Consider the following 21,646-nt stretch of genomic DNA (forward strand, 5'->3'; position numbering starts at 1 on the left):
AAACCAATGAGCGGACAAAATACTGTGACACCCTCCGCAAAGAGCCTGATCGAAGCTGCCAAGGCCGCAAAAGCGCGCGGAACCCCGCCGTTGGAGAAATGGAACCCCGAATTTTGCGGCGATCTGGACATGCAGATCAAACGCGACGGGACCTGGTTCTATCAAGGCACGCCGATTGGGCGGATCGAAATGGTCAAGTTATTCGCATCGATTCTCTGGCGCGAGGGGGATGATTATTTCCTGAAAACCCCGGTCGAGAAGGTGGGCATCACGGTGGAGGACGCGCCCTTTGTCGCGGTGGATTTCGAGGTCGAAGGCGCGGGCGAAGCGCAGCAGCTGCGGTTTCTGACCAATCTCGGCGATGTGGCCGAGGCGGGGCCGGAACATCCGATCCGCGTGGTGCGCGATGAAGAGACGGGCGAGCCCGCGCCCTATGTGTTGGTGCGGCGCAATTTGGAGGCGCTGATCGACCGCAAGAGTTTCTACCGGCTGGTTGATCTCGGCGCACATCGCGACGGCTGGTTCGGCGTCTGGTCGGGCGGGGAGTTCTTTGGCATCATCCCTTCGGAAGATCTGCCGCAAGAGAGTTAGGGCCGAAGGCTACGCGCGGCTGTATCACGGGAAGCGCAGAGGCGCGTCTCCGGGCTGCCACTGCGGGTATTTTTCCATAATGCTTTCGAACCGCGGGGCCGCCAGAAAGCGGTTCAACCAGCCGTGCATGGCGGGCCAATCCTGCGCGTCGAACCAGGGTTTGTCGATAAAGGCGAACTGCCGCACGAAGGGCAGGATCGCGTAGTCGGCCAGCGTGGGGCGCTCGAAAATCCAGTCGTTCAGTTGGGCGTCGAGGTCTTGGAGGAAGGCGGCCGCTTTGCCGCGTTGCTCTTCGGGATCTTCCTCCGGGTAGCGGGTGGCGTATTTGGTACGGTCGAGGGCGTCTTTGAACGGCCCGTCGGCGCGGGCGATCCAGTCATGGCCTTGCGGCGGCATGTCGAGCCAGCCTTCGGGGTCGTTCTGCGCCAGCGCCCATTTCATAACGTCGAGACTTTCGTCGATCGGGCCGGTCTCGGTGACAAGGCAGGGGACCGTGGCGGTGGGGGAGGCATCGAGGAAGGCCTGCGGTTTGTCGCGCAGCACGACTTCGCGGAGGTGCACGGGGGTATCGGCTGCGGCAATCGCGAGGCGGGCGCGCATGGCATAGGGGCAGCGGCGGAAGGAGTAGAGGATTGGGGTCATGACGGTGAACCTAGGGAGAAAGTGACCGAAGTACAGAGGGCCAGCGCCTGCCCGTGGGATGGCGATCGAATGGTCGCTTCGTGCCACTTTATGGATCAGCCTTGGCGCGGCTCATCAGAGTTGCGCCCAGCCTCACCAAATCGCCAGCCCGCCGGGACGGGCAGGCGATGGCCCGGCGCCTGCGGCTTGATTCCGGGCTGGGGGTAGACCTCACTGAAACGGCGTCGGCGGCAGCCCCTTACCGGCAAAGCGCGCCACATCATCCACCCGCTTTGACCGCGCCGTCGTGGTCCGCGCCGCGTCGATCCAGGCCAGCGCATCGGCCTGCAATTCGGCACTGTAGCCGTCCCAACCCGCCTGCGCGCCGGTCTCCTCCAGCGCTTGCGCGAGGTCTGCGGGAAGCTCCGCGCCCGCCATCAATGCGCCTGCGCCCAATTGGCACCCACGCCCGCTTCCACGATCAGCTTCACGTCCAGCTTCACGACCGGATCATTGGCGTTCTCCATCACCTCACGCGCCGCCGCGATCAGCGCGTCTTCGGCCCCCTTCTCGACCTCGAAGAGCAGTTCGTCATGCACCTGCAAGAGCATCGTCGCGGGCAGACCGGCAATCGCTTCGGGCATGCGGATCATGGCGCGGCGGATCACATCGGCGGCGGTGCCTTGGATCGGCGCGTTGATCGCGGCACGGGCGGCAAACCCGGCCTGCGGCCCCTTGGCCCCGATGTTGGGCGTGTTGATCTTGCGGCCGAACAGCGTCTGCACATAGCCATGCTCTTTGGCGAAAGCCTTGGTCTCGTCCATATAGGTCCGAATACCGGGGAAACGCTCGAAATAACGGTCGATGAAGCCCTGCGCCTCGGCCCGTGGAATGCGCAGGTTGCGCGCAAGGCCAAAGCCGGAGATGCCGTAGATCACACCGAAGTTGATCGCCTTGGCGTTGCGGCGAATTTCCGGGGTCATCTGGTCCATCGGCACGTCGAACATCTCCGACGCGGTCATGGCGTGGATGTCGTCGCCGCGCTGGAAGGCTTCCTTCAGGGCGTCGATCTGGGCGATATGCGCCAGAATCCGCAGCTCGATCTGGCTGTAGTCCAGCGCCACCAGCACCTTACCCTCGGGGGCGACGAAAGCCTCACGAATGCGGCGACCTTCTTCGGAGCGGATCGGGATGTTCTGCAGGTTCGGATCGGTCGAGGCCAAGCGTCCGGTCGCCGCGCCGGCGATGGAATAGCAGGTGTGCACGCGGCCCGTCTCAACATTCACATGGTCCTGCAGCGCGTCGGTATAGGTCGATTTCAGCTTCGACAGCTGCCGCCAGTCAAGCACCCGGCGGGCGAGGTCATGTTCGGTGGCCAGATCCTCCAGCACATCCGCGCCGGTGGAATATTTGCCGGCCTTGCCCTTCTTGCCGCCCTGAAGCCCCATCTTGTCAAAGAGGATCTCGCCAAGCTGCGCCGGGGAGCCGACATTGAACGTCTCCCCCGCCAACTCGTGGATATCCGTCTCAAGCCCCGCCATCTTTTGGGCAAAGGCGTTGGACATGCGGCTCAACGTGTCGCGGTCGACCAATATGCCTGCACGTTCCATCTGCGCCAGCACCGGCACCAGCGGGCGTTCCAGCGTCTCATAGACCTTGGTGACCTCGGCCCGGTGCAGCTGCGGTTTGAACAATTGCCAGAGACGCAGGGTGACATCGGCATCCTCGGCCGCGTAGGGCACGGCGTCTTCCAGCGGCACCTTGTCAAAGGTCACGGCAGATTTGCCGCTGCCCAAGAGCGGTTTGATCGGCAGGGGCGTGTGGCCCAAGTAGCGTTCCGACAGCGTGTCCATCCCATGCCCGTGCAGCCCCGCGTGCATCGCATAGGACATCAGCATGGTGTCGTCGATGGGCGCGACGGTGATGCCAAGCTGGGCGAAAATCTTGCTGTCGTATTTCATGTTCTGCCCGATCTTGAGGATCGCAGGGTCCTCCAGCATCGGGGTGAGCAGTTGCAGCGCTTCTTCGACCGGCATCTGGCCGGGGGCCAGCCCCTCACCGCCGAAGAGGTCGTCGTCGCGGCTGGCTTTATGGGTCAGCGGGATATAGCAGGCCTGCCCGGCCTCCACGGCGAGCGAGACGCCCACCAGTTCGGCGGTCATCTCATCCAGACCGGTGGTTTCCGTGTCCACCGCAACATAGCCATGCTCATAAATCCGATCGAGCCAGACGCGCAGCGCCTCGGCATCGCCCACCTGCTCGTATGCGCTATGGTCAAAGGGCACCTCCGCCATCTGCGGCGCGTCCGCCACGGCGGGGGCGGGCGCTTCGGGGATGGCAGGGGCCTCGCGGCCCAGCACCTCGGCCACGCGTTTCGAGAGGGTGCGGAATTCCATCTCGGACAGGAAGCCGAGCAAGCGGTCGGGATCGGGGTCGCGCACTTCGAGATCGTCGATGGTGAAGTCGATCGGGGTGTTTTCGTCCAGCAGCACAAGGCTGCGGCTCAGGCGGATTTGCTCGGCGTGATCAATCAACGTCTGGCGGCGCTTGGGTTGTTTGATCTCCTCGGCGCGCGCCAAGAGCGCATCCAGATCGCCAAACTCATTGATCAGCAGCGCTGCGGTCTTGATGCCGATGCCGGGCGCGCCGGGGATGTTATCGACCGAATCGCCGGCCAGCGCCTGAACATCGACCACACGCTCCGGGTAGACGCCGAACTTCTCGAAGACGCCGTCGCGGTCGATGGTCTTGTTCTTCATCGCGTCGAGCATCTCGACCCCGTCGCCCACAAGCTGCATCAGATCCTTGTCGGAACTGATGATCGTGCAGCGCCCCCCGGCGGCGCGGGCCTGCACGGCAAGGGTGGCGATGATGTCATCGGCCTCATAGCCCTCAAGCTCTTTGCAGGCGATGTTGAACGCCTCGGTCGCGCTGCGGGTCAGCGGGATCTGCGGGCGCAGGTCTTCGGGCATGGCATCGCGGTTGGCCTTGTACTGGTCGTACATGTCATTGCGGAAGGTATGGCTGCCTTTGTCAAAGATCACGGCGACATGCGTGGGCGCATTGGGGCCGGTGTTGCCCTCCACATAGCGGTGCAGCATGTTGCAAAAGCCGGCGACCGCGCCGATCGGCATGCCGTCGGATTTGCGCGTCAGCGGGGGCAGGGCGTGATAGGCGCGAAAGATGAAGGCCGAGCCGTCGATCAGATGCAGGTGGTGGCCTTTGCCAAATGTCATGGGGGTGCTCCGCTTCGGTTGGCGTTCCTTGTGCCACGAAGCAAGGGCCACGGCCAGACGCCAATGCGCCGCGCGGGCAGCTTCGTGCCGTCGGTTCGATTGTCGCTACTGTCGGTCGGGAAGGCTCAGACTTTGCCTTCAAACTCCGCATGGACGAATTTGCAGTCGCAATAGCCGCATTCCACATAGCCCAGATCGCGGGGGATTTGCAGCCAGACGCGGGGGTGGCCGAGCGGGCCTTCGCTGCCGTCACAGGCCACACGCCAAGTGTTCACAATGCGGGTTTCGGGCGCTGGCAGGGTCATGGGCGGGTCCTCGGATCAGGCAAAAGTTGCCCCTCGTTATGACCAAAGCCGCCGCGCGGGGCAAGGGCTCTGCGCGGGAATGGGGCGGGGCTGCGAAAAGTGGTTCAAGTGCCAGCCTACAAGGGGTAAAAGACCCGCAAAGTAAAGCAGCCGGAAGAGACATTCTAATGAGCGCCCCCAAACCTGTGGTATTGTGCATTCTTGACGGCTGGGGGCTGAGCGAGACCCGCGACGGCAACGCGCCTTTGCTGGCCAAGACGCCGAATTTCGACCGGATCATGCAGGCCGGGCCAAGCGCGCAGCTGATCACCCATGGCCCCGACGTGGGGCTGCCGCGCGGCCAGATGGGCAATTCCGAGGTCGGTCACACCAATATCGGCGCGGGCCGGGTGGTGGCGATGGATCTGGGGCAGATCGATCTGGCGATTGAAGAGGGCAGCTTTGCCGAGAACGCGCGGCTGCGGGGCTTTATCGGTAAACTCAAGGAAACAGGCGGCACGGCGCATCTGATGGGCGTTGTGTCGGACGGTGGGGTGCATGGGCATCTCAGCCATATGATCGCCGCCGCCCGTGCGCTGGACGCGGCGGGCGTTCCTGTGGTGATCCATGCGGTGACCGATGGGCGCGATGTGGCGCCGTCCTCGGCGCTTGGCTATTTCGAGAGCTTGGAAGAGGCGCTGCCAGAGGGGGTGAAAATCGTCACCGTCACCGGGCGCTATTTCGCGATGGACCGCGACAACCGCTGGGACCGTGTGGCACAGGCCACCGCCGCGATCCTGCGGGGCGAGGGTGGCACGGCCTCTGATGCCCGTAGCGCGGTGCAAGCGGCCTATGATCGAGGCGAAACGGATGAGTTTATCGCCGCCACGGTGATTGACGGCTACAGCGGCGCGGCCTCTGGCGACGGGCTCTTCTGCCTCAACTTCCGCGCCGACCGCGCGCGGGAGATCATGGCGGCCTTGGGCGATCCGGGGTTCGACGCCTATGACACGGGTGCGCGCCCCGATTGGGCGGCGCTGATGGGCATGGCGGAATATTCCAAGGATCACGCCGCCTATATGACCACGATGTACCCCAAGCCGGATATCAAGAACACGCTGGGCGACTGGGTGGCGCAGCAGGGGTTGCGCCAGTTCCGGCTGGCCGAGACCGAGAAATATCCCCATGTGACCTTCTTCCTCAACGGCGGGGTCGAGATCCCGGCGGAGGGCGAGGACCGCAACATGCCCAAGTCGCCCAATGTCGCGACCTATGACATGCAGCCTGAAATGTCGTCGGGCGAGGTGACGGATCAATTCGTGCAGGCGATCGAGGCGGGCTATGACCTGATCGTGGTGAACTACGCCAACCCCGATATGGTCGGCCATACCGGCGATCTGGACGCGGCGATTGCGGCCTGCGAGGCGGTGGATGCGGGGTTGGGCCGGGTGCTCACGGCGCTGGAAAAGGCGGGCGGGGCGATGATCGTGACGGCGGATCACGGCAATTGCGAGATGATGATCGACCCCGAAACCGGCGGCGCGCATACGGCCCATACGCTCAACCCGGTGCCGGTGGTGGCGGTGGGCGCGCCCGAAGGGGCCGCGCTGCGCGATGGGCGTCTGGCCGATCTGGCGCCCACGGTGCTGGATTTGATGGGCCTGCCGCAGCCCGAGGAAATGACCGGGAAAAGCCTGCTGACATGAAGCATTTCGCCGCGGCTGTCCTTTTTGCCTGTCTGCCCCTGATGGCACAGGCGCAGGCCGATGAGGCCGCCGCGGAGGCGCGCGCGGCTTCGGCGGCGCTAGAGGCGGCGTCGACCAAGCTTGACGGGGCTGATGGCGCACGCGACCGGGTGAAGGCGCTGACCGAAACGATTCAAGCGTTCGAGGCCGGGCTCGCGGCGATGCGGGCGGGGCTGCGGCAGGCCGCGATCAATGAGGCGCAGCTCAGCCGCAAGCTACAGGCCCGCGAAGGCGAGGTAGCGCAGTTTCTGGGCGTCTTGCAAAGCATCGGCGGCGATCCGTCGCCGGTGGTTCTGCTGCACCCCGACGGGCCGATGGGCACCGCCCGTGCGGGCATGTTGCTGGCTGAACTGACCCCCGCGCTCAACGCCCGCGCCGATGCGCTGCGGCAGGATTACGAGGACATCAAGACCCTGCGCGCCTTGCAAACCGATGCGGCACAGCGTCTGCAAGAGGGGCTGACCGAGGTGCAGGCCGCGCGCACCGCGCTCAATCAGGCCATGGCCAACCGCACCGATCTGCCGATGCGCTTTACCGAAGACCCGGTGCGCACCGCGATCCTCATCGCTTCGACCGAAACGCTCGAAGGCTTTGCCAGCGGGCTGTCGGAAATCGCCACCGGCGCGGTGGAGCCGGCGCCGGTCAATCTTGACGGGCGGGTGGGGGAGCTGCCGCTGCCCGCGCAAGGCTTGGTGCTGCGCGCGGCGGGCGAGACCGATTCCGCCGGTGTTACCCGCCCCGGCATGATCCTCGCCACCCGGCCCCGCGCCATCGTCACCAGCCCCTCTGCCGCCACGATCCGCTATGTCGGGCCGCTGCTGGATCTGGGCAATGTGGTGATCCTTGAGCCGCAGGTGAATACGCTCTTCGTTCTGGCGGGGTTAGATGTCGTTTACGGCCAAGCCGGGCAGGTCATCGCCGGGGGGACACCCATCGGGTTGATGGGCGGGCCGGAAAACGGCACAACTTCGGCCATGTCACCAAATGGTGAAGACACTGGCGCTGATCGAACGGAAACGCTCTATATAGAAGTCAGACAAGAGAACATACCTCAGGACCCGGCAGACTGGTTCCGCACCGACAAGGATGGATAGCAGATGAAGAAATTCGTGATGGCAGCCGTGGCAGGCACGGTGGCAGGGGTTGTAGCGACCACACAGGTCGCGGGCCCATTGCTTGCGCAGGAGGCCGAAAAAACCAGCAATGTCTATGAGCAGCTTGATCTCTTTGGCGATATCTTTGAACGCATCCGGGCCCAATATGTCGAAGAATCCGATCCCGGTGATCTGATCGAGGCGGCGATCAACGGCATGTTGACCTCGCTCGATCCGCATTCCTCCTATCTCTCGCCCAAGGATGCCGCCAAGATGCGCGAGCAGACCCGGGGTGAGTTTGGCGGGCTGGGGATCGAGGTCACCCAGGAAGAGGGTTTCGTCAAAGTCGTCTCGCCCATCGATGGCACCCCCGCTGCCGAGGCCGGAATCGAAGCCGGGGATTTCATCACCCATGTTGACGGCGAAAGCCTGCTCGGGCTGCAGCTCGATGACGCGGTCGAGATGATGCGCGGGCCGGTTGGGTCAGAGATCATGATCACCGTGGTGCGCGAAGGCGAGCCGGAGCCCTTTGATGTCTCCATCGTGCGCGACACCATCCAGCTCACCGCCGTGAAGGCGCGGACCGTGGGCGAAACCGCCGTGCTGCGCCTGACCACCTTCAACGAGCAGACCTATCCGAAGATGAAGGAAGGGCTGGAAGAGCAGATCGAAGCCGCGGGTGGCATCGACGGGATCAATGGCATCGTGCTCGACATGCGCAACAACCCCGGCGGGCTGCTCAATCAGGCGATTGCAGTGTCGGATGCCTTCCTCGAAGAAGGCGAGATCGTCAGCACCCGGGGGCGTGATCTGGAAGACGGCGACCGCGTGAATGCGACGCCGGGCGATCTGTCGATGGGCAAGCCGATTGTGGTGCTGATCAATGGCGGCTCGGCCTCGGCCTCCGAGATTGTCGCCGGTGCCCTGCAAGACCACCGCCGCGCCATCGTGATTGGGACCAAGAGCTTTGGCAAAGGCTCGGTGCAGACCGTGATGCCCCTGCGCGGCGATGGCGCGATGCGGCTGACCACGGCGCGCTACTACACGCCCTCGGGCCGCTCGATCCAGGCGCTTGGGGTCTCGCCCGACATCGTGGTGGCCCAGCCTCCGACCAAGCCGGAAAGCGAAGAGGATGAGAACCTGCCCGCCCGTCCGCTGCGCTCGGAAGCCGATCTGCGCGGCAGTCTGAACAATGACAGCCTGAGCGAAGATCAAATCAAGCAGATCGAAGAGGACCGCGAGAAGGCCCGCAAGGCGGCGGAACTGCGCGAAGAGGATTACCAACTGGCCTATGCCATCGACATTCTGAAAGGTCTGTCGGCTTTGGGCTCGGAGAGGTAAGTTTGCCCCCTGCGTGATTGATCAAGGCCCCGCTGGCGACAGCGGGGCCTTTCTTGTTTCGGGGCGGCGATAGGCGGCGGCGGTTAACTCGTCTCGCGACAATGCCGCCGGAAGGCGCGTTTCAGCATGTCCAACTCGGCCCGCAGCAGGTCGATTTCCGCGCGGATGTCATCGCCAAGCGCCTCGCCTGCGATCAGGGTGACATGGCCCAATTGCGCGCCGCTGGCCTGATCCGTGATCAGCAGGGTCTGCACCCCATCGGCCACCGCCTCGGCCGGGATCGGCACGCGCAGCGCCCAGCGGCCCGGCGCGTCCTGTGCCGTCACGCTGACCCCCGCGACCGGGTTGCCAAGATGGGTCACGGCGATCTCGGGCGCGTCCCCCTCTCCGGCGCGGGCGGTCAGCACGCCCTGCCAGACGCCTTGGCGCATGACGGTCTTTGTCAGGTCAAATCGGCTCATGGCAGGTCCTACATCTGGGCGCGCGGGCGGCGCGTGAAGGTGAGGTCGCGCAGCACGACCTGATTCATGTTCGGCCCTTCAAAGATCAGGTCGATCCAGGCGCGCTCGATGCGCTTTTCGTTGAGCTTGCTATAGGCCAGATCAAACTCGATAGAGGCCTGTTCCGCCCCCTTGGGCCGTTCGCGCACGATCTGCTCGGTGTTGGGGCCGTGGCGGATATTGAGCCGGGCAAAGATTTCCAAGGGCTGTTCCATCTGCACGATACTGTCCATGCGAATGACATGCCGCCGTTTCAGCCCCGCCACCGCCTCAGGCGGCAGATCGATCACAAGCGACAGGAAAGAGCCGTCGAAGCTGAACACATCCATCTGCAGGCCGTAGGGCGCCAGATCGGCCTCGCGCATGTTGCGCAGCTGGCGCAGGCTGATCTCTGAACGGCTGCAATCGTGAAACAGCGTCGCCTCATTGCCGAGCATGGATTTCGTCTCAACCGCCGCGATCCCCGGCCCGGCCAACGGCCCGCGCCAAAGCTCGGGCCGCCATGCCCAATCGGCGTTATGCGGCTTGGGGAAACCGGTGGCGCCGACGACGGGCAGGGCAAGCCGTTCGTCGGCCCTGTGGATCAACTGGTCCAACTGCGCGCGCAGCAGCCGCGCACGGGTGCGCTGGCGGCGCAGAAGCGGCAGATCGGCATCGGCGGCACGGCGCGCGGCCTGCGCCCAGCGTTGGACGGCGCGGGCATAAAGCCGGCCCTCCAGAATCCCGCTAGTGAATTTGACCATCAAGCTGCGCCCCTTGTTTCCCGCAGTCTATGCAACAGGAAGGTTTCATTCAAATAAATTGCCCCGCAGCGGTTTCCGGGGCCGGGCGGCTAGATGCCGGGCTGACCGTCGCTCTTGGCGCGGGTCTGGCGGATCAGATCCAGCATCAGGCCGCGGCCCGCGTCGGATATCGCCGCACTCTGCGGCGCGCCATAGAGGGTGACGCTGGCGATATGGCCGCCGATCTGAGCCATGCCGCGCCAATGGCGGCCAGACATCCCCTCTGCGGGCACCGGCCCCTCGGCCACGAAGAGCGTCGTGCCCTCGCGGCTGTCGGTCTGTCTTACCGCGCTGAGCCCGGCGGCCTTGGCCACGTCCTGCGGGGTGGGCAGCGGGTGGTCCGGCTCGGCTTCGATCAGCGAGAGGGTCAAAATCCCCATGGGCGCGTCGGTGACCACATCGGGTAGGCCAAGCGCATCGCAGCGGGCCATCAGCGCGAAATAGCGCTTCAGGCTTTTGCGGTCGATGCAATAGCCCTGCGGCGGCACCACCTGCACCGCGCCTTGGGCAAGGCTGGCGCTGCGCAACGGGGGGCTGTCGGCACCGGCGCTGCGGGCAAAAGAGAAACCCTGACCGCCCTCACAGGCGGACAGGGTCAGCAACGCGAGCGCTGCAAAGGGCCGTTTAGAGGTCCATGTAGTCATGGGTCTCCGCCTTGGCGCCCGGATGTGTCACCGCGCCAAGGTAGGTGGGGCCAACGAGTTTCGCGTATTTCCACAGCGCGCCGCTTTCGTAGTTGGTCGCGCGCGGACCAGCCCAGGCCTTGCGACGCTCGGCCAGTTCCGCGTCGGAAAGGTCCACGGTGATGCTGCCCTTGATGGCGTCGAGCGTGATCATGTCGCCGTTCTTCAGCAGCGCAATCGGCCCGCCATGTGCGGCCTCGGGGCCGACGTGGCCAACACAGAAACCGCGCGTCGCGCCGGAGAACCGGCCGTCGGTGATCAGCGCCACCTTCTTGCCCATGCCCTGACCCGAAAGTGCCGCCGTGGTCGCCAGCATCTCGCGCATGCCCGGCCCGCCTGCGGGGCCTTCGTTGCGGATGACGAAGACATCGCCTTCGGAATAGGCGCGGTTTTGCACCGCTTCAAAGGCATCCTGCTCGCATTCGAAGACCAGCGCCGGGCCGGTAAAGACGATGTCGTCTTCGGCCATGCCGGCGATTTTCACGATGGCGCCTTCGGGGGCGAGGTTGCCCTTGAGGCCCACAACGCCACCGGTCTTGCTGATCGGATTGGCGACCGTGTGGATCACCTTGCCGTCGGCCTCGCGGTCGATGCGGTCCAGTTCCTCGCCGATGGAGCGGCCCGTGGCGGTCAGACAGTCGGTGTGCAGCAGCCCAGCCTTGCGCAGCTCCTTCATCACCACCGGCACGCCGCCGGCGTCGTAAAGGTCCTTGGCCACATACTGACCGCCCGGTTTCATATCGACGAAATAGGGCGTGTCGCGGAAGATTTCGCAGACGTCTTCGAGGTAGAACTCGATCCCCGCCTCATGCGCCATGGCGGGCAGGTGCAGGCCGGCGTTGGTCGAGCCACCGGTGCAGGCCACGATGCGCGCCGCGTTTTCAAAGGCTTCGCGGGTGCAGATGTCCCGCGCGCGGATGTTCTTCTCAATGAGGTTCATCACCGCCGCGCCCGAGGCTTCGGCATAGGCGTCGCGGCTTTCGTAAGGCGCGGGCATGCCCGAGGAATTGGGCAGCGCGAGGCCGATGGCTTCCGACACGCAGGCCATGGTATTGGCAGTGAACTGGCCGCCGCAGGCGCCCGCCGAGGGGCAGGCCACGCGTTCGAGCACATCAAGGGCGGCCTGCGACATGGAACCGTTCTGGAACCGGCCCACCGCCTCGAACATGTCCTGCACGGTCAGATCGCGGCTGGCGAAATCTTCCGGCACGTCCGCCCCGGCAGGTGCTTTGCCCGGCAGGATCGACCCGCCATAAAGAAAGACCGAGGGCACGTTCAGCCGCAGCATCGCCATCATCATCCCCGGCAGGGATTTGTCACAGCCCGCCAGACCCACGATCGCGTCATAGCAATGGCCGCGCATGGTCAGTTCCACCGTATCGGCAATCGCTTCGCGCGACGCCAGCGAGGAGCGCATGCCCTCATGACCCATGGCGATACCGTCGGTGACGGTGATCGTGGTGAACTCGCGCGGGGTGCCCTGTTCGGCATGCACGCCGATCTTCACCGCCTGCGCCTGACGGTTCAGCGCGATGTTGCAGGGGGCCGCCTCGTTCCAGCAGGTGGCGACGCCCACCAGCGGCTGGTGAATCTCTTCTTCGGTCATGCCCATGGCATAGTAATAGGACCGATGCGGCGCGCGGGCCGGGCCTTCGGTCACGTGGCGGCTGGGCAGCCGGGATTTGTCGAAGCGTGGGGTGGTGGACATCGGTGAGCTCCTTGAAACGTCTTGAGTGGAATAGTCGGGGCGGGGCCGTGCTGCAAGGCTTTGGCGCGATTTGGAGCGGGGGAACTGTTGTATTGCAGCGTGTTAGGGCATAGGTTCTGACCTTCTAACCCGGTCAATCTGACCAGCCCACCTGCGTGAAAGCCCGGCATATGCTCTGCGAGATCCCGTTCTGCCCATTCGGTCTGACCCTGTGATGATCTGGCGGCCCGATTACAGCGCCCATGCGGGTTTTATTGCCCCCGCGCGGCCCAGCTCGGCGCTCTGGCGTTTCCTGCTGGGGCTTTTCGTCGCGGTGGTGGCCTATGTCGCGCTGAACGAGTTCTACTTTCAGGCGATTTATGCGCTGGTCGGCTCGGCCGCGACCTCGCTGCATGGTACATTGTTGCAGGGCGCCACGCCGCAGGCGATGTATCTGCTGCTCTTCAGCTTTGCGACGATGGCACTGGCGGTGAGCGTCACGGTGCGGGTGGTCCACCGCCGCAACACGCGGACCCTGCTGGGTGCGCCAGAACGGCTGTGGCCGAGTTTTCGTGCGGTCTCTATCGCCATGCTGGTGCTTGGCGCGGTGCTCTTTGTGCTGCCGCCCTGGGACATGGGCGGCGCGCTGACGCCGAACCTGCCGCTGGGGCGCTGGCTGCTGCTTTTGCCGCTCTCGCTGCTGGCGGTGCTGGTGCAGGTCAGCGCCGAAGAGATCCTCTTTCGCGGCTATGTGCAGCAGCAACTGGCGGCGCGGTTTCGCTCTCCGCTGGTCTGGATGGTGCTGCCCTCGGCGCTCTTTGCGCTCGGTCATTATCTGCCCGCCGAGGCGGGGGAGAATGCGCTGATGGTGGCGCTCTGGGCCGGGGTTTTCGGCGTGCTGATGGCCGATCTCACGGCGCGCTCCGGCTCGCTTGGCCCGGCCATTGCGGTGCATCTGTGGAACAATGTCTCGGCAATTTTGATTATCTCCCTGCCGGATGACCTGTCGGGGCTGGCGCTCTATCTCGCGCCCTTCTCGATGGATGACGCGGCAGCGATGCGCACTTGGCTGCCGGTGGATTTCGCGATGATGCTGGTGTCCTGGCTGGCGGCAAGACTGGCGATACGCCGCTGATTGCAATTTCCCGGCCCGGGGATTATCTGGAACGGAACCACAGCAGAGGCCTGCCAATGAACTGGATCACCAACTACGTCCGTCCGCGTATCAACTCGATCTTCTCGCGCCGCGAGACACCGGACAACCTGTGGACCAAGTGCAACGAATGCGGCACCATGCTGTTTCACCGCGAGTTGTCGGACAATCTGAACGTCTGCACCAATTGCGGCCATCACATGCACATCAGCCCGCGCGAACGGTTCAAGGCGCTGTTCGACGGTGGCATCTTTACCGAGGTAAAAGTCCCTGCACCGACCCCCGATCCGCTGCATTTCAAGGATCAGAAACGCTACCCCGACCGGCTGAAGGCGGCGCAGAAACAGACCGGCGAGCATGAGGCGATGCTGGTCGTCACCGGCGAGATGGGCCGCACACCGATCGTCGCCTGCGCGCAGGATTTCTCCTTCATGGGCGGTTCCATGGGGATGTATGTCGGCAATGCGATCATCGCCGCTGCCGAAGAGGCGGTGAAAATGCACCGCCCGCTGGTGCTCTTTTCTGCCGCCGGCGGCGCGCGGATGCAGGAAGGTATCCTGAGCCTGATGCAGATGCCGCGCACCACGGTCGCGATCCAGATGCTGAAAGAGGCCGGGCTGCCCTATATCGTCGTGCTGACCCATCCGACGACGGGCGGTGTGACGGCCTCCTATGCGATGCTGGGCGATGTGCAAATCGCCGAGCCGAACGCGCTCATTTGCTTTGCCGGGCCACGTGTCATTGAGCAAACCATCCGCGAAAAACTCCCCGAAGGTTTCCAGCGGGCGGAATATCTGCTCGACCACGGCATGCTGGACCGGGTGACCAAACGGACCGAGATGCGCGACGAGTTGATCACCATCACCCGGATGCTGATGGGGCTGTCCCCGGCCGTGCGCGGCGATCTGCCCGCCCCGAAAGAGACCGAAGTGGCCGAAGCCGCCGCTGCGGTTCAGGCCTCGGCTGACCTGCCCGCCGACGACGCCGACAAGAAATGAGCACGCCTTCATCGGACGTCATCCTTGAACGGATGATGGCGCTGCACCCCAAGATCATCGACCTGACGCTCGACCGGATGTGGCGGCTGCTGGACGCTTTGGGCAACCCGCAGAACGATCTGCCGCCGGTGATCCATATCGCCGGGACCAATGGCAAAGGCTCCACCCAGGCGATGATCCGCGCGGGGCTGGAGGCGGCGGGCAAGACCGTTCACGCCTATACATCGCCGCATCTGGCGCGGTTTCACGAGCGGATCCGGGTCGCGGGGGCGTTGATCTCGGAGCCGGATCTGGCCGCCGTGCTGGACGAATGCCACGCCGCCAATGGCGGCGAAGAGATCACCTATTTCGAGATCACCACCTGTGCGGCGATCCTCGCCTTTGCGCGGGCCAAGGCGGATTACACGCTCTTGGAAGTCGGCCTCGGCGGGCGTTTGGACGCGACCAATGTGGTCGACCCGGCGCTGACGGTGATCACGCCGGTCTCGGTCGATCATCAGCAGTATCTGGGCGAGACTTTGGCCGAGATTGCCGGCGAGAAAGCCGGGATCATCAAGCGGCGGGTGCCCTGTGTCGTCGGCCCGCAGGAAGACGCCGCGCTGGAAGTGATCGAAGACCGCGCTGCCAAACTCGGCGCGCCGCTCCTGGCCTATGGGCAGCAGTGGCATGTCGGGCCAGAGGCCGGGCGCATGGTCTATCAGGATGAGCGCGGGCTCTTGGACCTGCCGCGCCCCAATCTGCCCGGTGATCACCAGATCATGAACGCGGGCGCAGCCTTGGCGGCGCTGCGGCAGTTGGGCCTGGGGGCGGACGCCTGTGAGGCCGCCGTGACGCGCGCCGAATGGCCCGCGCGGATGCAGAAGCTGTCGGAGGGGCCGCTTGCGCAACAAGCGCCGCAGGCGGAGCTGTGGCTGGATGGCGGGCACAACCCGGCGGCAGGGCAGGCGCTGGCCGCCGCGCTCTCTGCGATGCCAGAGCGTCCGACGCATTTGATCTGCGGCATGTTGAACACCAAAGACATCGCAGGCTATCTGCGCCCCCTCGCGGCCCAGGGCGCCAGTCTCACCGCCGTGTCGATCCCCGGCGAGGCGGCGACCTTGCCCGCGGCAGCCACCGCCGCAGCCGCGCGGGAGGTGGGGTTTGAGACCTCGGAGGCCGAGAGCGTCAGCGCCGCGCTGGCAGCGATCACGGCGCGGGAACCGCAGGCACGTGTGTTGATCTGTGGATCGCTCTACCTCGCCGGGAGCGTGTTGCGCGAAAGCGTCTATTAACCATATTCGGGCGCGCCACCTGCTTTGGATTGCCGATATGGTGTACCTTGGTCGTTACAGATTTAACCCGATCTCGACCGAGGTGCCATTCATGTCCAACCCCATCGGCCCGGCGCGTCACCCGCAGGACGCAGCGCGGAAATATCAGTTTATCTTCATGGCCATAGGTATCGCTATTATCGCCGGCGGCCTGTGGTGGCTTTACGAAGTCGAACGCCCCTACCATCCGATTTTGCAGGGCAATGACCTGCATATGCAGCAGATCAGCGATTCCTGAACCCCGGCGCGGGGCGCTGTGTCAGCGGCCCCACTCCTCGCTCTGCATTTCCCGCAGGCGCGAGGCGGTGCGCTCGAATTCAAAAGTGCCTTCCCCTTCGAGATAGAGCATCTCCGGCGGGGCCGCCGCCGAGCAGATCAGCCGCACCTTTGCCTCATAAAGCGCGTCAATCAGCGTGACGAAACGCTTGGCTTCGTTGAAGTTCGACCGGCCCAGTGTGGGGATGTTGTCCAGCAGCAGCACCCGCACGGCCTGCGCCAGCGCGAGGTAATCCGCAGCGCCCAGCGGCTGGCCGCAGAGCGCGTGGAAACCGGCGCGGGCCATGCCGTTGTGAAAGGCGGGGATGACCACTTCGCGGCCTTTGACGTGGAGGGTCAGCGGCGCGCCCTTCGTGCCCGCCAGATCGTCCCAGACCGCATCCATCGCGGCCCGGCTTTCGGCGTTGACGGGGGTGAAATAGACCTGCGATCCGGCCAGCCGGTCTTGGCGGTAATCGGTCGGACTGGCGAGTTCATGGACCACCATCCGCTCTTTGATGAGGTCGATGAAGGGGACGAAAACCTCGCGGTTGATGCCGTTTTTATAAAGGTCATCGGGCAGGCGGTTTGAGGTGGTGACCACCACCACCCCGGCGGCGAAGAGCGCTTCGAACAAGCGGCCCACGATCATCGCGTCGGTGATGTCGGTGATCTGCATCTCGTCAAATGCCAGCAGCCGCACGCTCTCGGCCACGTCGCGGGCAACGGGGGCGATGGCGTCATCCACGCCGGTCTTGCGGACCTCATGCATGGCGTTGTGGATTTCCTGCATGAAGGCGTGGAAATGCACCCGGCGCGATGGGATGTCAGGCAGATGGGCCACGAACATATCCATCAGCATCGACTTGCCGCGCCCGACACCGCCCCAGAGGTAGAGACCTTTCGGCGGTTCGGGGGCTTTGCGGAAGAAGCTTTTCTTCGGCGGATTGGCCAGTGCATCGCGGATGCGGTCGAACTCCGCCATGACGGTTTCCTGGGCCGGGTCGGCCTTGAGTTTGCCCTCGGCGACCAGCCGGGCATAGGTCTCGCGCATATTGCTCATGGCGGGAGAGATAGCGTGCTGTTGGGGGAGAGGAAAGGTGGTCTTGTGGAAGGGCCAGCGCCTGCGGCTTGATTCCGGGCAGGGGTGGCTTCCTCAGCCGTTACCAGTCAGCCGGCCCCTTCTCTGCAAACTCATGCACCAGAAAGTCGATGAACGCCCGCACCTTGGGCTGGGTGAACCGCCCCGGCGGATAGACCGCATAGATGCCCTGCGTCTCCAGCGGCAGATCGGGGATCGCATCTTCGACCAAGCCCTTCTCCATCGCCTCGGCATAGAGAAAGCTCGGCAGATAGGCGATGCCCAGCCCCGAAATCGCGGCATTCAAAAGACTCTGCCCGTCATTGACCGAGAGCCAGCCCGCCGTGCGCACCTGCCGCTTCTCCCCGGAAGGCGCGGTCAGCTTCCAGACGTTGCCAGACGACTGGTTCGAATAATGCAGCAGCTTGTGGTTGTTCAGATCGTCGATCTTTTCCGGCCGCCCATATTGCTCGAAATACTTCGGGCTGGCGATCATGCGTTTGGTGGTCTCGGTCAGTTTGCGCGCGCGCAGGGTGCTGTCTTCCAACTCACCGATGCGCACGGCCATGTCGAAGCCTTCGGAAATCAGCTCAACATAGCGGTTGTTCAGCACCATGTTCACGGTGATGTCGGGGAAGTCCTGCAAGAACTCCGACAGGGCGGGCGAGAGGTGATTGACGCCAAAATCCGTCGCCACAGATATCCGCAACAGCCCCGAGGGTGCGGATTGCATGGAAGTGACCAGCGCATCGGCTTCGCCCGCGTCATTCAGCACCCGGCGGGCGCGGTCGTAATAGGCCAGGCCAATCTCCGTGGGCGAGACGCGGCGGGTGGTGCGGTTCAACAGCCGCGCGCCAAGGCGGGCCTCCAGCGAAGAGACATGTTTGGAGACGGCGGATTTCGAAATCCCCATTTTCTTGGCAGCATCGGTAAAGCCGCCTTGATCCACCACTGTGGCAAACGCTTCCATTTCCGTAAGGCGGTCCATTGCCTGTCCCTTCGCTTAAATATCGTTGCGAGCAGATATGGCGGGCAATTCGGGCAGGAAGGGGGCAGGGACAAGACAGTCCCGTGGTCTTTGCGAGGATCGTTCAAGGCATGGAAACGCCGCGGCACTGCGATGCCCCTCGGTTCAGAGCCAGCGGAACCACTTCAGGATGGCGAGCATGAGTGCGGCGAGCCCCACCATGGCGAGGCAGAGAATCGCAAAGGCGCGGGGGTCGTCCACCCCCGGCATGCCGCCGACATTGACGCCGAAGAGGCCGGTGAGGAAGCCCAGCGGCAGAAAGACTGCTGCCGCGAGGGACAGCACATAGCCATGCCGCGCCTGGCGTTGGGCCACCTGATTGTCATGTTCGTCCTGCACGGTGACGATGCGTTCTTGCAGCGCGTCGAGCTCCTCCACCACGATGGCGGTACGGTTGGCCAATTCGCGCAGCTTCATCGAATCGACATCCGGCACCAGCGGCAGGTCCAGTTCCGCCAGCCGCTCCAAGGCGCTGCGCTGCGGCGCGAGGTAGCGTTCCAGTTTGATCGTGCTGCGGCGGGTGACCGGCAGTTCCTTGGGCGGCGGGGTGCTGAGGTCTTCGAGGTCGGCCTCGTAGAAGGCCGTGCGGTCCGCCAGCCGCGCCACTTCGACCTGCACTCGCGCGGTCAAACGCGCCACCAAGGCTTCGAGGAAGGCCGATGGCCGGGGCGGGGCGCTGTTCTGCGCGGCCAGCGCACGCAGCTCGTCAATCGCAAAGACCCGGCGCATCCGCACCGTGATCACCACCGCATCGGTCACCCACATGCGGACCGAGACCATCTGATCGGCCTGCTGCCCGGCGTTGAGGTTGATGCCGCGCAGGTTCAGGATCAGCCCGTCGTCATATTCATCGCAGCGGGGCCGGGTTTCCGGTTGCAGCAAGGCGCCTGCCGGGATCTCGGGCAGATGTTCGGCCAACCACGGTGCCAGCGCCGGGTCCGAGAGGTCATAATGCCACCAGCGGTAGCGCCCCGGCCCGGTGAGCTGGTCATCTTCAGGCACCTGAGCGGTGCCGTCCTCAAAGATATCAAAAACGCAGAGCGGCATGGCGACCTTGGGGCTGTTTCAGCGATCCTGCGGCTATCTAGGGCCGGGCGCAAGGGCGGCCAGCCCCGCCGCCTCGGCGCCTAAAGCGCTGCGGCCAGCCGGGTGCCTTGGTTGATCGCGCGCTTGGCATCGAGCTCCGCCGCCACATCCGCGCCGCCGATCACATGGCAGGGCACGCCGCGCGCCTCCAAGGTGTCGGCAAGGCTGCGGTCAGAGAGTTGCCCGGCGCAGAGCACGATGGTGTCGGCCTCGATCAGCGTCGGGTTTTCGCGGGCTTCGCCGAAGGTGATATGCAGGCCGTTGTCGTCGATCTTCTCGTAATTCACCCCGGCAATCATCTTCACATTGCGCATGGTCAGCGAGGCGCGGTGAATCCAGCCCGTGGTCTTGCCCAAACCCTTGCCGGGTTTGCTGGTCTTGCGTTGCAGCATGGTGATCTGCCGCGCCGGCGCGGGCGGCTGCGGCCCTTCGGGCGCCAGACCGCTGCGGTGTTCGGCCGGATCGGTGACGCCCCATTCGCGCATCCATTCGGGCAGGTTCATCGTGCTGCTTTCGCCGTCATGCACCAGATGTTCGGAGACGTCGAAGCCGATGCCCCCCGCCCCGATCACCGCGACCCGCTGGCCGACCTTGGCCGTGCCGTTCAGCACATCGATGTAGCTGACCACATTATCGCGGTTCTGACCGGGGATCTGCGGATCGCGCGGCACCACGCCGGTGGCGATGATGACCTCGTCAAAGCCCGAAAGCGCATCGGCACTGGCTTCGGTCTCCAACTGCACGGTCACGCCCCGTTCTGCGAGCATGGTGCGATACCAATCGACCAGCCCCCAGAACTCCTCTTTCCCCGCCACCTGTTTGGCGAGGTTCAACTGCCCGCCAATCTCGCTGGCGCGGTCCATCAAGGTGACCTTATGCCCGCGTTCCGCCGCCGTAATCGCCGCCGAAAGCCCCGCCGGACCCGCGCCGACAACGGCGACGGTTTTCGCGGTCGCCACCGGTTCGATCCGCAGTTCCGTCTCATAGCAGGCGCGGGGGTTCACCAGACAGGTGGAGATCTTGCCACCGAAAGTATGGTCGAGACAGGCTTGGTTGCAGGCGATGCAGGGGGCGATCTGGTCTGCCTTGCCCGCTTTTGCCTTGGCGAGGAAATCGGCATCCGCCAGCATCGGGCGCGCGAGGCTGACCATATCGGCGCAGCCCTCGGCCAGCACCTCCTCGGCCACCTCGGGCGTGTTGATGCGGTTCGAGGTGATGAGCGGGATGCCCACTTTGCCCATCAGCTTTTTCGTGACCCATGCGAAAGCCGCGCGGGGCACCGAGGTGGCAATCGTGGGAATACGCGCCTCATGCCAGCCGATGCCGGTGTTGATGATCGTCGCGCCCGCCTTCTCGACCTCTTGCGCCAGTTGCACGACCTCCTCAAAGGTCGAGCCATTGGGGATGAGGTCGATCATCGACAAGCGGTAGATCAGGATGAAATCCTCCCCCACCGTCTCGCGCACCCGGCGCACGACTTCGAGCGGCAGGCGCATGCGGTTCTCGTAGGAGCCGCCCCAGCGGTCCTCGCGCCTGTTGGTATGGGTGACAAGGAACTGGTTCAGAAAATACCCTTCCGAGCCCATGATCTCGACCCCGTCATAGCCCGCTTCGCGCGCGCGCAGGGCGCAGGCGGCGATGTCACTGATCTGCTTCTCGATGCCTTCCTCGTCGAGCTCCTTGGGGGCGAACATCGAGATCGGGGATTTCACGGCGCTCGGGGCCACACATTCAGGCGTGAAAGCATAGCGCCCCGCGTGCAGGATCTGCATGGCGATCTTGCCGCCCGCCTCATGCACCCGCTGGGTGATGATGCTGTGGTTGTCCACGTCCTTCTGGCTGACCATCATCGCCGCCCCATGCGCCACCGCGCCTTCCCGGTTCGGACCGATGCCACCCGTGACCATCAGCCCGACCTCACCGCGCGCGCGGGTGGCATAGAATTCGGCCACCCGGTTCCAGTCGCCGGTCTCTTCCAGCCCGGTGTGCATCGACCCCATCAGCAGCCGGTTCTTCAGCGTGGTGAAACCAAGGTCGAGCGGGGCGAGGAGATGGGGGTAATCGGACATGGCTTTACCTTTCTGGTCGGGCTGGGTCACTGTGACACCATCGGAAACGGCAGGGCAAGTCACGTGGAACGCCGCGTCATCCGCGCGGCTCACCGTGGGTCAA

20 protein-coding genes are annotated in these 21,646 nt (G+C 64.6%); 8 read left to right on the forward strand and 12 right to left on the reverse strand.

Annotated elements, in window-relative coordinates:
• The first annotated feature begins 6 nt into the window (after positions 1-6).
• Complete coding sequence (locus AB4M76_RS15020) at positions 7-591, forward strand: DUF1285 domain-containing protein (RefSeq protein ID WP_368442811.1); 585 nt, start codon at positions 7-9, stop codon at positions 589-591.
• Between the two features lie 24 nt (positions 592-615).
• Here the strand turns inward: AB4M76_RS15020 and AB4M76_RS15025 are convergent, their stop codons facing one another.
• From AB4M76_RS15025 to AB4M76_RS15040, 4 genes are all read right to left on the reverse strand, one after another.
• Positions 616-1,233, reverse strand: a complete 618-nt coding sequence (locus AB4M76_RS15025; RefSeq protein WP_368442812.1) for a glutathione S-transferase — start codon at positions 1,231-1,233, stop codon at positions 616-618.
• Between the two features lie 210 nt (positions 1,234-1,443).
• A complete protein-coding gene (locus AB4M76_RS15030) occupies positions 1,444-1,650 on the reverse strand; it encodes a YdeI/OmpD-associated family protein (RefSeq protein ID WP_368442813.1) in 207 nt (68 codons plus the stop codon).
• A complete protein-coding gene (gene polA, locus AB4M76_RS15035; RefSeq protein WP_368442814.1) occupies positions 1,650-4,448 on the reverse strand; it encodes a DNA polymerase I in 2,799 nt (932 codons plus the stop codon). The genes AB4M76_RS15030 and polA overlap by 1 nt, the downstream gene beginning before the upstream one ends.
• Before the next feature lie 125 nt (positions 4,449-4,573).
• Positions 4,574-4,753: a zinc-finger domain-containing protein gene (locus AB4M76_RS15040; protein ID WP_174860725.1), complete on the reverse strand. Its 180-nt coding sequence runs from the start codon at positions 4,751-4,753 to the stop codon at positions 4,574-4,576.
• A 167-nt stretch (positions 4,754-4,920) separates the two neighbouring features.
• Here AB4M76_RS15040 and gpmI point away from each other — a divergent pair, with 167 nt between their 5' ends.
• Genes gpmI through AB4M76_RS15055 form a run of 3 tightly spaced genes read left to right on the forward strand, consistent with a single transcriptional unit; the run spans position 4,921 to position 8,912 of the window.
• A complete protein-coding gene (gene gpmI / locus AB4M76_RS15045) occupies positions 4,921-6,438 on the forward strand; it encodes a 2,3-bisphosphoglycerate-independent phosphoglycerate mutase (RefSeq protein ID WP_368442815.1) in 1,518 nt (505 codons plus the stop codon).
• Positions 6,435-7,571, forward strand: coding sequence for a murein hydrolase activator EnvC (locus tag AB4M76_RS15050; protein WP_368442816.1), 1,137 nt, complete (start codon positions 6,435-6,437; stop codon positions 7,569-7,571). The genes gpmI and AB4M76_RS15050 overlap by 4 nt, the downstream gene beginning before the upstream one ends.
• Positions 7,572-7,574: 3 nt before the next feature.
• Positions 7,575-8,912 carry a S41 family peptidase gene (locus AB4M76_RS15055; protein WP_368442817.1) on the forward strand — a complete coding sequence of 446 codons (1,338 nt, stop codon included), beginning with the start codon at positions 7,575-7,577 and terminating at the stop codon, positions 8,910-8,912.
• Positions 8,913-8,995: 83 nt separating this feature from the next.
• On the opposite strand, the gene AB4M76_RS15060 is transcribed toward AB4M76_RS15055, so the two are convergent.
• From AB4M76_RS15060 to ilvD, 4 genes are all read right to left on the reverse strand, one after another.
• A complete protein-coding gene (locus AB4M76_RS15060; RefSeq protein WP_368442818.1) occupies positions 8,996-9,373 on the reverse strand; it encodes a hypothetical protein in 378 nt (125 codons plus the stop codon).
• 8 nt (positions 9,374-9,381) lie between these two features.
• On the reverse strand, positions 9,382-10,155 hold the full coding sequence (locus AB4M76_RS15065) for a DUF6478 family protein (RefSeq protein ID WP_368442819.1): 774 nt from the start codon (positions 10,153-10,155) through the stop codon (positions 9,382-9,384).
• A gap of 89 nt (positions 10,156-10,244) precedes the next feature.
• Positions 10,245-10,838: a hypothetical protein gene (locus AB4M76_RS15070; RefSeq protein ID WP_368442820.1), complete on the reverse strand. Its 594-nt coding sequence runs from the start codon at positions 10,836-10,838 to the stop codon at positions 10,245-10,247.
• Positions 10,819-12,585 (reverse strand): dihydroxy-acid dehydratase, encoded by a 1,767-nt coding sequence (gene ilvD / locus AB4M76_RS15075; protein ID WP_368442821.1) that lies wholly within the window; start codon positions 12,583-12,585, stop codon positions 10,819-10,821. The genes AB4M76_RS15070 and ilvD overlap by 20 nt, the downstream gene beginning before the upstream one ends.
• Before the next feature lie 214 nt (positions 12,586-12,799).
• Here ilvD and AB4M76_RS15080 point away from each other — a divergent pair, with 214 nt between their 5' ends.
• The 4 genes from AB4M76_RS15080 (at position 12,800) to AB4M76_RS15095 (ending at position 16,263) form a co-directional block, all read left to right on the forward strand.
• Positions 12,800-13,699 (forward strand): lysostaphin resistance A-like protein, encoded by a 900-nt coding sequence (locus AB4M76_RS15080; protein ID WP_368442822.1) that lies wholly within the window; start codon positions 12,800-12,802, stop codon positions 13,697-13,699.
• Between the two features lie 56 nt (positions 13,700-13,755).
• Positions 13,756-14,715, forward strand: a complete 960-nt coding sequence (gene accD / locus AB4M76_RS15085; RefSeq protein ID WP_368442823.1) for an acetyl-CoA carboxylase, carboxyltransferase subunit beta — start codon at positions 13,756-13,758, stop codon at positions 14,713-14,715.
• Complete coding sequence (locus tag AB4M76_RS15090; RefSeq protein WP_368442824.1) at positions 14,712-15,986, forward strand: folylpolyglutamate synthase/dihydrofolate synthase family protein; 1,275 nt, start codon at positions 14,712-14,714, stop codon at positions 15,984-15,986. The genes accD and AB4M76_RS15090 overlap by 4 nt, the downstream gene beginning before the upstream one ends.
• 91 nt (positions 15,987-16,077) lie before the next feature.
• Complete coding sequence (locus tag AB4M76_RS15095; RefSeq protein ID WP_368442825.1) at positions 16,078-16,263, forward strand: hypothetical protein; 186 nt, start codon at positions 16,078-16,080, stop codon at positions 16,261-16,263.
• 21 nt (positions 16,264-16,284) lie between these two features.
• Here AB4M76_RS15095 and zapE read toward each other — a convergent pair whose 3' ends face one another.
• The 4 genes from zapE to AB4M76_RS15115 all read right to left on the reverse strand — a co-directional run bounded on the left by zapE (position 16,285) and on the right by AB4M76_RS15115 (position 21,543).
• Positions 16,285-17,343 (reverse strand): cell division protein ZapE, encoded by a 1,059-nt coding sequence (gene zapE / locus AB4M76_RS15100; RefSeq protein ID WP_368442826.1) that lies wholly within the window; start codon positions 17,341-17,343, stop codon positions 16,285-16,287.
• A gap of 100 nt (positions 17,344-17,443) precedes the next feature.
• The gene (locus AB4M76_RS15105; RefSeq protein ID WP_067261147.1) at positions 17,444-18,349 is read right to left on the reverse strand and encodes a LysR family transcriptional regulator; all 906 of its coding nucleotides are present in this window, start codon (positions 18,347-18,349) and stop codon (positions 17,444-17,446) included.
• 144 nt (positions 18,350-18,493) lie between these two features.
• Positions 18,494-19,435 carry a zinc transporter ZntB gene (locus AB4M76_RS15110; protein ID WP_368442827.1) on the reverse strand — a complete coding sequence of 314 codons (942 nt, stop codon included), beginning with the start codon at positions 19,433-19,435 and terminating at the stop codon, positions 18,494-18,496.
• An 80-nt stretch (positions 19,436-19,515) separates the two neighbouring features.
• Positions 19,516-21,543: an FAD-dependent oxidoreductase gene (locus AB4M76_RS15115; protein WP_368442828.1), complete on the reverse strand. Its 2,028-nt coding sequence runs from the start codon at positions 21,541-21,543 to the stop codon at positions 19,516-19,518.
• Positions 21,544-21,646 lie beyond the last annotated feature (103 nt).

It is taken from the genome of Sulfitobacter sp. PS-8MA (genome assembly GCF_040933935.1).
Classification (GTDB): domain Bacteria; phylum Pseudomonadota; class Alphaproteobacteria; order Rhodobacterales; family Rhodobacteraceae; genus Sulfitobacter.